Origin of the sequence: Pseudomonas gessardii (assembly GCF_001983165.1) — a bacterium.
Classification (GTDB): Bacteria; Pseudomonadota; Gammaproteobacteria; order Pseudomonadales; family Pseudomonadaceae; genus Aquipseudomonas; species Aquipseudomonas gessardii.
On the sequence record NZ_MNPU01000007.1, the window covers coordinates 161,225 to 170,966 of the forward strand.

8 protein-coding genes and 3 pseudogenes are annotated in these 9,742 nt (G+C 55.3%); 5 read left to right on the forward strand and 6 right to left on the reverse strand.

From position 1 onward, the window contains the following. The first annotated feature begins 60 nt into the window (after window positions 1-60). Entirely contained in the window at window positions 61-1,374 is a 1,314-nt protein-coding gene (locus BLL38_RS08000) for an ATP-binding protein (protein ID WP_076962076.1), read from the forward strand. 129 nt (window positions 1,375-1,503) lie between these two features. Here BLL38_RS08000 and rimK read toward each other — a convergent pair whose 3' ends face one another. Continuing rightward, entirely contained in the window at window positions 1,504-2,409 is a 906-nt protein-coding gene (gene rimK, locus BLL38_RS08005) for a 30S ribosomal protein S6--L-glutamate ligase (protein ID WP_010567113.1), read from the reverse strand. Continuing rightward, on the reverse strand, window positions 2,406-2,888 hold the full coding sequence (gene rimB, locus BLL38_RS08010; protein WP_029299782.1) for a retropepsin-like aspartic endopeptidase RimB: 483 nt from the start codon (window positions 2,886-2,888) through the stop codon (window positions 2,406-2,408). Before rimB ends, rimK begins: the two co-directional genes overlap by 4 nt. A gap of 282 nt (window positions 2,889-3,170) precedes the next feature. Between rimB and BLL38_RS31865 the strand changes: the two are divergent. After that, window positions 3,171-3,305 (forward strand): annotated as a pseudogene (locus BLL38_RS31865) (S4 domain-containing protein); the annotation flags it as partial. 5 nt (window positions 3,306-3,310) lie between these two features. Then, window positions 3,311-3,454 (forward strand): annotated as a pseudogene (locus BLL38_RS31870) (RNA-binding protein); the annotation flags it as partial. Window positions 3,455-3,494: 40 nt separating this feature from the next. On the opposite strand, the gene BLL38_RS08020 reads toward BLL38_RS31870, so the two are convergent. Beyond that, complete coding sequence (locus tag BLL38_RS08020) at window positions 3,495-4,295, reverse strand: phosphatase PAP2 family protein (RefSeq protein ID WP_076962077.1); 801 nt, start codon at window positions 4,293-4,295, stop codon at window positions 3,495-3,497. A 125-nt stretch (window positions 4,296-4,420) separates the two neighbouring features. Between BLL38_RS08020 and hslO the strand changes: the two genes are divergently transcribed. Then, window positions 4,421-5,323 carry an Hsp33 family molecular chaperone HslO gene (hslO, locus tag BLL38_RS08025; protein WP_057437064.1) on the forward strand — a complete coding sequence of 301 codons (903 nt, stop codon included), beginning with the start codon at window positions 4,421-4,423 and terminating at the stop codon, window positions 5,321-5,323. Between the two features lie 179 nt (window positions 5,324-5,502). Further along, window positions 5,503-7,044: a phosphoenolpyruvate carboxykinase gene (locus BLL38_RS08030; protein WP_076962078.1), complete on the forward strand. Its 1,542-nt coding sequence runs from the start codon at window positions 5,503-5,505 to the stop codon at window positions 7,042-7,044. Window positions 7,045-7,100: 56 nt separating this feature from the next. Here the strand turns inward: BLL38_RS08030 and BLL38_RS08035 are convergent, their stop codons facing one another. From BLL38_RS08035 to BLL38_RS08045, 3 genes and pseudogenes are all read right to left on the reverse strand, one after another. Then, window positions 7,101-7,871 (reverse strand): hypothetical protein, encoded by a 771-nt coding sequence (locus tag BLL38_RS08035; RefSeq protein ID WP_076962079.1) that lies wholly within the window; start codon window positions 7,869-7,871, stop codon window positions 7,101-7,103. Then, window positions 7,871-8,677 carry a hypothetical protein gene (locus BLL38_RS08040; RefSeq protein WP_076962080.1) on the reverse strand — a complete coding sequence of 269 codons (807 nt, stop codon included), beginning with the start codon at window positions 8,675-8,677 and terminating at the stop codon, window positions 7,871-7,873. Before BLL38_RS08040 ends, BLL38_RS08035 begins: the two co-directional genes overlap by 1 nt. A gap of 284 nt (window positions 8,678-8,961) precedes the next feature. After that, window positions 8,962-9,612: pseudogene (locus tag BLL38_RS08045) on the reverse strand (EamA family transporter); the annotation flags it as partial. Window positions 9,613-9,742: the final 130 nt, after the last annotated feature.

Sequence of the window (9,742 nt, forward strand, 5' to 3'; positions counted from 1 at the left end):
GCCCGGCGTCTGCAATTCTGCGAGCGTGGCTCGCTCTTGCCAGGTGTCTAGCTGTCTTCTATGAAAACCCCGCTGTGGTTCCCCCAAAGTTTCTTCTCCCGCACCCTGTGGCTGGTGCTGATCGTCGTTCTGTTTTCCAAGGCGCTGACCCTCGTTTACCTGTTGATGAACGAAGACGTGCTGGTGGATCGGCAGTACAGCCATGGTGTTGCGCTGACATTGCGTGGCTACTGGGCTGTGGATCCCGAGAACCGCGAAAAAGTCGCCAAGGCGTCGACGTTGACCCGCGTCGATGGGGCTGGCGTGCCGGAAGGCGAGCAGCATTGGCCTTACAGTGAGATCTACCAGCGTCAGATGCAGGCTGAACTGGGTGAGGACACCGAGGTGCGCTTGCGCATGCATGTCTCACCAGCCCTCTGGGTGCGCGCGCCGAGCCTGGGCGATGCCTGGATCAAGGTTCCGTTGTATCCGCACCCGTTGCGGGGGCAGAAGATCTGGAACGTACTCGGTTGGTTCCTGGCCATCGGCCTGCTTTCCACCGCCTCGGCCTGGATCTTCGTGCGCCAGCTCAACCAGCCGCTCAAGCGCCTGGTGTTCGCCGCCAGGCAACTGGGGCAGGGGCGCAGCGTGCGCCTGCCGATCAGCGATACGCCCAGCGAGATGACCGAGGTCTACAGCGCGTTCAACCAGATGGCCGAGGATGTCGAACAGGCCGGTCGTGAACGCGAGCTGATGCTGGCCGGGGTCTCCCACGACCTGCGCACGCCGCTGACACGCTTGCGCCTGTCCCTGGAACTGATGGGTAACCACACCGACCTGACCGATGACATGGTCCGTGATATCGAGGACATGGATGCGATTCTCGACCAGTTCCTGGCGTTTATCCGCGATGGTCGCGATGAGGTGGTGGAAGAGGTGGACCTGACCGACCTGGTGCGCGAGGTCGTGGCGCCCTATAACCAGAATGGCGAGCAGGTGCGCATGCGCCTGGAGCCGATCCAGCCCTTTGCATTGCGCCGGGTCTCGATGAAGCGCCTGCTGAACAACCTGATCGGCAACGCCTTGCATCACGCGGGCACCGAGGTGGAAGTCGCCGCCTATGTGTCCGGTGACACCAATGCGCCTTACGTGGTGCTGAGTGTCATGGACCGTGGCGCCGGGATCGATCCGGCGGAACTGGAAGGCATTTTCAACCCGTTCACCCGTGGCGACCGTGCCCGTGGTGGCAAAGGCACCGGCCTGGGGCTGGCGATTGTGCGGCGGATTGCTTCGATGCATGGCGGCAATGTCGAACTGCGCAACCGTGCCGATGGCGGGCTGGAAGCGCGGGTGCGCTTGCCGTTGGGGCTGATGTTGCCAAGGGATGCGGTGTAAACCACGGCAAAACTCAAATGTGGGAGTTGGCTTGCCTGCGAAAAAATCTGACAGTGATGTTGAATGTTAGTCAGTCATCGCAGGCAAGCCAGCTCCCACTCGGGTTTGTGCTGCCTTAAAGAGAGTATTTCAGCCCTTGCCCTTGGTGCGGGTCATGTTTGGCCCGCTGTTCTTCTCCAGATGCTGAATGATGATCCCGGCCACGTCCTTGCCGGTGGTGGTCTCAATCCCTTCCAGGCCCGGTGACGAGTTCACTTCCATCACCAGTGGCCCGTGGTTCGAGCGCAGGATATCCACGCCCGCCACACTCAAGCCCATGACCTTGGCTGCACGCAGGGCGGTCATGCGCTCTTCCGGGGTGATCTTGATCAGGCTGGCGCTGCCACCACGGTGCAGGTTGGAGCGAAACTCCCCTGGCTTGGCCTGGCGTTTCATCGCCGCAATCACCTTGTCCCCCACCACGAAGCAACGGATATCGGCACCGCCGGCTTCCTTGATGTACTCCTGGACCATGATGTTCTGCTTGAGGCCCATGAACGCCTCGATCACCGACTCCGCCGCCGTGGCGGTTTCACACATCACTACGCCAATGCCCTGGGTACCTTCCAGCACCTTGATGACCAGCGGGGCGCCGTTGACCATTTCGATCAGGTCGGGAATGTCATCGGGGGAATGGGCAAAGCCGGTCACCGGCAAGCCGATCCCCCGGCGCGACAGCAATTGCAGGGAGCGCAGCTTGTCCCGGGAGCGGGCAATGGCCACCGACTCGTTGAGCGGAAACACTCCCATCATTTCAAACTGACGCAGTACCGCGCAGCCGTAGAACGTCACCGAGGCACCGATGCGCGGGATCACCGCGTCGAAGCCTTCCAGTGGTTTGCCCCGGTAGTGGATCTGCGGCTTATGACTGGCAATGTTCATATAGGCGCGCAACGTATCGATCACCACCATCTCATGGCCCCGTTCGGTGCCGGCCTCGACCAGACGACGGGTGGAATACAGACGCGGGTTACGCGACAGCACAGCGATCTTCATGCAACACCTGTGGCAGCAATAGTAGAGACCGGGAACACCGGCTTGTCTTGAACGTACTTGAGCCCCGGGTTGACCACCAATTGGCCGTCGATCAGGGCTTTGGAACCTAGCAACAGGCGGTAACGCATGGTTTTGCGGCAAGCCAGGGTGAACTCCACCCGCCATACCCGATCACCCAGGGCCAGGGTGGTGCTGATGACGTAGCGCACCTGCGCCTGGCCGTTGGAGCTTTTAATGGTTTTCATCGCCACCAGCGGCGCTTCGCAGCGCCGGTGACGCAGTTGCACCACGCTGCCCAGGTGCGCTGTGAAGCGCACCCATTTTTCACCGTCACGCTCAAAAGGCTCGATCTCGGTGGCATGCAGGCTGGAGGTACTGGCCCCGGTGTCGATCTTCGCGCGCAGGCCCGCCACGCCTAAATCAGGCAGTGCCACCCACTCACGCAGACCGACAACGGTCAAATGGTCAAATGTCTTCAATGTGAACAACCGGCAATCAGAAATATTTCGACGTCAGACGACACTAGCGTCCTACTGCTCATGGATTGTGACAACCCAGGAACGTTGACGAGCGCTTGGCGCCGAATTCGCGGTATTCACGCAGAATATTCACCAAATGGCGACAGATATCTTCACGCCATAAAAAACCACGGCTGAAGGGAAACTGCCTGACACCTGGCGTATCTTAGGTGAGCCTTGGCGTTTGTGCGTCGTAGGGGGGCGACTGTTAAGTTGCGACATTTTTCAGAGCGAGGAATTCCAGTGGCTCAAAAGCAGGAAGAGGACGAAAAAGTCCGGTTGGACAAGTGGCTGTGGGCCGCACGTTTCTACAAAACCCGGGCCTTGGCCAAGGCCGCCATCGAGAGTGGCAAGGTGCATTGCCGAGGCGAGCGCTGTACAGCGAGACCCCGGCCAGTATCGCCAAGCGCGAAAATGCCGCGGCCATGCGCAAGGCCGGCGCATTGGGCATGAGCACCGATGGCAAGCCGAGCAAGAAGCAGCGCCGCGACCTGTTCAAGTTTCGCGGTAGCGGCAATGATGATTGAGAAGGGGCAGCAGGAGCCGGCCAGGCTCCTGCACCTGGGCTCAGGCGTTGCGGATCACGCTTAGGCGATTGATCACCGGTACCCGTTGCAACACTGTAAATACCGGTTGGGTCCTGTGTAGCAGCCAACCCGCAACCTTCGCCGCAAACGGCGTGCAGTAACCCCACCCCAGCGCCAACAGCGCCAGCAGTACGCCACCGATATAGTCGTCCTGCCCCCAGTGCGCACCCGCCACCAGGCGCGGCATCATGAACAGCAGCGCCAGGCCCCAGATCAGCACAACCTGGCCGATCCGCTTGGCAAACACGCTCATGAACATCCCCCAGATCAACAGCACTGAGGCGTGATCACCGGGGAAGCTCTGGCTGGAGCGGTCCTTCAATTCCCAGGTTCTTTCCAGGTCAGGGAAGTAGTCGCTCATATGGATCGCCCCGCTGATCACCATCGACGGGCTATTGTGTTGCCAGCCCATCTGCGCCGCGAGCTTGGAAAACAGCATGCGGATAAACAGCAGTAACAGCAGAATCGCGAGAAAACCGAAAAACGCCTGGCGCACTTCAAACGCCTTGAACACCCATTCGCCGCGGATCAGCAGCGTCAGCAGGATCACCCCGACCACGGCATCAAAGGGGCGCAGGCTGGCTACCGCCCACACATGCAGCCAGGCCGGGTTGCTGGCCAACGGGTCGTTGAGTAGATGGAACAGCCATTCGTCGAATATCACGCAAAGCATCTGGCCTGCGGGCCATAGCCAAAAACACAGCAGCCCCAGAGCGAGTAAATTGCACAGGGCCAATCGCCCGAGGTTCCACTTGGCTTGGAACAAACCCGGATTGTTCATAAACTGTTTCCTCTTCGCTCTGAAACTCTTCACCTGTCGGCATAAAAGCGCACCAAATTGGTGCTAAAGCGCATAATTTTAGAAACATTGTCATCATTTTGTCATCAATTCAGATACCCAGACCTATGACTGATCTACCGGATACCGACTTCACCCAACGTTTCCTCTTTGACGACAACGACGCCCGTGGCGAACTGGTTGCCCTTGAGCGCAGCTATGCCGAGGTCCTTGCCAAACACCCCTATCCAGAGCCTGTCGCGCAGTTGCTTGGCGAACTGATGGCCGCCGCGTCGTTGCTGGTGGGCACCATGAAGTTCGATGGCTTGCTGATTCTCCAGGCCCGCTCCGAAGGCCCGGTGCCCATGCTGATGATCGAGTGCTCCAGCGAGCGCGAAATCCGTGGCCTGGCCCGTTATGACGCAGACCAGATCCCGGCGGACGCAACCCTGGCCGACCTGATGCCCAACGGCGTGCTGGCGTTGACCATCGACCCGACCGTTGGCCAGCGTTACCAGGGCATTGTCGATCTGGACGGTGAAACCCTGTCTGACTGCTTCACCAACTATTTCGTCATGTCCCAGCAAGTGGGCACCCGCTTCTGGCTCAACGCGGACGGCAAGCGCGCCCGTGGCCTGTTGTTGCAACAGCTGCCGGCGGACCGGATCAAGGACGAGGATGAGCGCGAAGAAAGCTGGCGCGGCCTCACGGCCCTGGCCGGTACCCTGACCGCTGAAGAGCTGCTGGGCCTGGACAACGAAACCATCCTGCACCGCCTTTACCACGAAGAAGAAGTGCGCCTGTTCGATGCGCAATCGCTGCGTTTCCATTGCAGTTGCTCGCGCGAGCGTTCGGGCAATGCCCTGGTGAGCCTGGGCCTGGAAGATGCGCAGAATCTGGCGGTGGAGCACGGTGGCAGAATCGAGATCGACTGCCAGTTCTGCAACCAGCGCTACCTGTTCGACGCTGCCGATATCGCCCAATTGTTTGCTGGCGCTGGCGTTGACACCCCTTCGGGCACCCATCACTAAAACGTTTAAGCACAGGTAAATCACCTGACAAACGCCGGATTAGAGGTGTTCTGACGGGAGGGCCCTACTTTTTTTGGGCTTTTCTGGCATAATCCGGCCCACTTTTTTCGCGGTAGTAGTGCGCAACTTTCTACTACAAAACGTTTGGAGCACTCGGCCATAGGCCGACGGGGAACCTCATGACGCAAGCCAATAACGCCGTATACACCGATCTGAGTGTTGACGATCTGGTCAAAGAAGCCCTGCAACGTGGTGAAGGCGTGCTTGCCGATACTGGCGCGCTGGTTGTTGAAACCGGTCACCGTACCGGTCGTTCGCCGGTCGACCGTTTCATCGTTGAAGAGCCGTCTACCCAGGCCGCCATTGCCTGGGGCCCGATCAACCGCAAGTTCCCGGCCGACAAGTTCGATGCCCTGTGGGCTCGCGTCGAGGCTTTCAACAACGCGCAAGAGCATTTCGTTTCCCACGTGCATGTAGGTTCTGCCGAAGAACATTACCTGGCCGTGAAAATGACCACCCAGACTGCCTGGCAGAACCTGTTCGGTCGTTGCCTGTTCATCAACCCGGCCCAGTACAACCCGGCCGGGCGTGAAGAGTGGCAAGTGCTCAACGTGGCCAACTTTGAATGTGTGCCTGAGCGTGACGGCACCAATTCCGATGGTTGCGTGATCCTCAACTTCGCCCAGAAAAAAGTCCTGATCGCTGGCATGCGTTACGCCGGCGAGATGAAAAAAGCCATGTTCTCGGTGCAGAACTTCCTGCTGCCGGCCGCGGACGTGCTGCCAATGCACTGCGCTGCCAACATCGGTGAAGAAGGCGACGTGACCTTGTTCTTCGGTCTGTCCGGTACGGGCAAGACCACCCTGTCCGCTGACGAAAGCCGCTACCTGATCGGCGACGACGAACACGGTTGGGGCGAAGGCGTGGTGTTCAACATCGAAGGCGGTTGCTATGCCAAGTGCATCGACCTGTCCGAGAAGAACGAGCCGGTCATCTGGAAAGCCATCAAGCACGGCGCCGTCCTGGAAAACGTGGTGATCGACGATGCCAAGCACGCCGACTACACCAATGTCAGCCTGACCCAGAACAGCCGCGCCGCGTATCCACTGGAGCACGTTGCCAAGCGTTCCGAGAAGAACCTGGGCGGCGAGCCAAACGCCGTGATCTTCCTGACCTGCGACCTGACTGGCGTGCTGCCACCGGTGTCGATCCTCAACGAAGAACAGGCGGCCTACCACTTCCTGTCCGGCTACACCGCACTGGTGGGCTCGACTGAAATGGGTTCGGGCAGCGGCATCAAGTCGACCTTCTCCACTTGCTTCGGCGCGCCGTTCTTCCCGCGCCCGGCTGGCGAATACGCCGAGCTGCTGATCAAGCGCATCCGTGGCTTCGGCTCCAAGGTCTACCTGGTCAACACCGGCTGGACCGGCGGTGGCTACGGTGTCGGCAAGCGCTTCAACATCCCGACCACCCGCGCGGTGATCGCAGCGATCCAGAGCGGCGCGTTGATCGGTGCGCAAACCGAGCACCTGGACACCATCAACCTCGACGTGCCATTGGCCGTACCGGGCGTTGAGACCGGCCTGTTGAACCCACGCAACACCTGGGCTGACCCGGCGGCCTACGACGAAGCAGCCAAGGCCCTGGCCGGCCTGTTCGTCGAGAACTTCAAGAAGTTTGAAGTCAGCGATGCGATCAAGGCAGCGGGTCCGAAGTTGTAAGATTCGGTAGTTGGGAAAAGACCGCCTCTTGTAGGCGGTTTTTTGCATAACTTGATCTAGGTCGTCTTATACTTTTCCAATACTGAGCAGGCTTCAAAAGTCTCAGATACCCCAGGTAGGTCAAAAAAACCACTATCTACAAAATGTGAAGATAGTGGCCAGTCTGTAAATATCTTAACAAAGCATATTGCAGTTATCGAACCTGATGGCAGTATCGATGTGAGTAGTGAAAGATAGCTGTTTTTTTCTTCAGGGCTTAAACTGCTTTTGTTTACAAAGCTAAAAATGCCACTTGTAAGTTTTAACAATGAAAAGAAATTTTCGTTATCATCAAAGAACTTTTCTATCCAGCTCGTGTTCTTTTGATTTTCTATTTTTTTAAAAAGATCGTAAATTAATCCATCGAGACCGGAACTTCCTTTGTATTCTCTTTTTTCGAAGGTGTAGCTAGAGGTGTTTATTGCTTCGATTGTAAGTTTAGTAAGTTCAAAAAAGGCTCCTTCGAACTTTTGAAGTTGAATTAGTTTATTCTGGGTTACTAAGATCTCACTGGACTTTGATAGCTCTGTACGAGATAGTTCGTATGTGTTTTGTGACAGCGTTAGGGCTGCGCTTGTTTTTTCTAAGGACTCTTGTTGAAGAACAATGGTCCTGTAGAGTATGTAAATTGTAATGAAGCTGAGTATTGGGTTTAAGGTGCCGCCCACAAAATCGCCGAATTGCCCCCATACGTCTTGTTTTTCTGAAAGACCATTTTGGAAGTTATAAAAATATAATCCATATACGGCAATAAAAATTAGGGTGAGTAAAAAGATGAGTCTTTTCATTACAGTGCACTAACCTTATGTAGAATAACTCTTTTAAGTCTTCCATCTCCTGAGTGAACTGTTATTACGCTTGCTCTGAGTTTGGTTAGTGCGCCATTTGTCATGTCGTTAAGGCTTGCGGAAAGAAGACTCATCATATCTTGAGTGACTTTTTGTTTGACAGGGTAGAAAGGGAAAGACTCACCATCCATTTCGTATATGAATCTGCCGGTTCCTGTTCGTCCGTTGAACTTACTAACGCCTACAATGATATCTTCTATTAGTTTCGATTTTACTTCGTCGTCAATATAGGCCAGGGTCTTATAGTCGAAGGTCTCTATCAATCTTGGTCCAACCGTAAGTTTTATGGATAGACCCTGATATTTGATAGGGGAGTGAGCATCTAACATTACATTTTCGACGCGCTCGATTAGTGATTCTAAGTCATCAAATTCTTTGATCAGCTTTTTCGAACCTCTCCTTTGGGGTTCGTAGTCTTTTCCGACAGCGGCGCCAAAGATTATTTTTAGAAAGTCTGTATATCCCTCAAAAGAAAGCTTCTCGAAAGCGGAAAGAGTAGAGGTTTCTTGAATTATAAGCGCGATAGATTGAATGTAAGAGCCTTTATAATTTTTGCGTAGAGCAGTTCTAAATCCTTTTGCGGCGGGTGTTCTAGAAATAAGCTCATGGTTTAAAGCTGCATTGGTTGCAATTATAAAGCCTTCAGAAATTGCGGCCAGAGATTTTGTACCATGATAAAAATCGAGCTCGTCAAAGCTTTGTAAGCCACTATCATATGTTAATTTGATAATAATTTCTTTGTTCATAAAGTATGCCTGAGCCCTATGAGTTGATTTTTATTGATTTATGAGAAGCATGGTTTATAGATTTTATTGTGGGAAATGAAGATGAAACGGAAAAAGATTTGAGGGCAGGGATCGCACTATTATCAAAGACTGAGAGTGGAAAGTAGAAGTTTGAGAGCTTTTCATTAATCCATCCTTGGTATGAGCTTTAGATTGTTGAGATTAATACAGGGGGCTATCATATGGCTACTATTCTTTAGCCTTGGTCGCCGGCCAGTAATGTGAGGTGGATTTGCTGCGCTCTGTCACTTCATCAGATGCAAAGCAGTGGCTGCAATAAGCACAAGTATGACTCCCGCGAACTGTACTTTTGAAAGCCGCTCCTTGAAAAATACAAACCCCAGGATCGCCGCAATCCCACCCGATAAGGTACTGATCACCGTCACCACTGAAACTGACCCCGCCATTGCACCCCACGAAAAAGCCGAGAAGCCGCCTAGGTTCATCAGGCTAGCGCCGGTCAGCGTTGCGCAGTTTTTCAGTGGTGGGATTTTCAGGCCATCTTTGATTTTCATGACCATCAGCACCAGGACGCAAACGCCCACCAAGTAACCAAGCCAGAGCATGGTGACGGGGCCGAGTGTGGGTAGCGTATAGCGGCCTTGTAGCCAAAAACTGCTGCCGTACAGCACCGCAGCGAGCAGGGCATAGGCGATGGCATGGTTGGAGTGGTTGTGGGGAACGCCATTGTCCTTGTGAATGCTGGAGAGAATCACGCCGATGATGCACAGGGCGATGCAGCCGAGTTGAATCAGGCTGATCTGTTCGCCGCTGGCCCAGGACAATAAGGTGGTGACTACACCATATGAGGTTACCAACGGTGCGACGATGGCAGCCTTGCCCAGAGCGAAGGCCTTGGACAGGGCAAGCGCGCCGGAGACGGTGAACAGGGCTGCGATGTAAGCGCTCCATAAACCCCACCTTCAAATGACCCAAGTACGACCTGATGCTGTGCTCCCGATTTTCTTTCTGGAGCCAGCCCATGATGCGCCCCGATCCCAAGGTTAAAGCCGTTTATCTTTATCC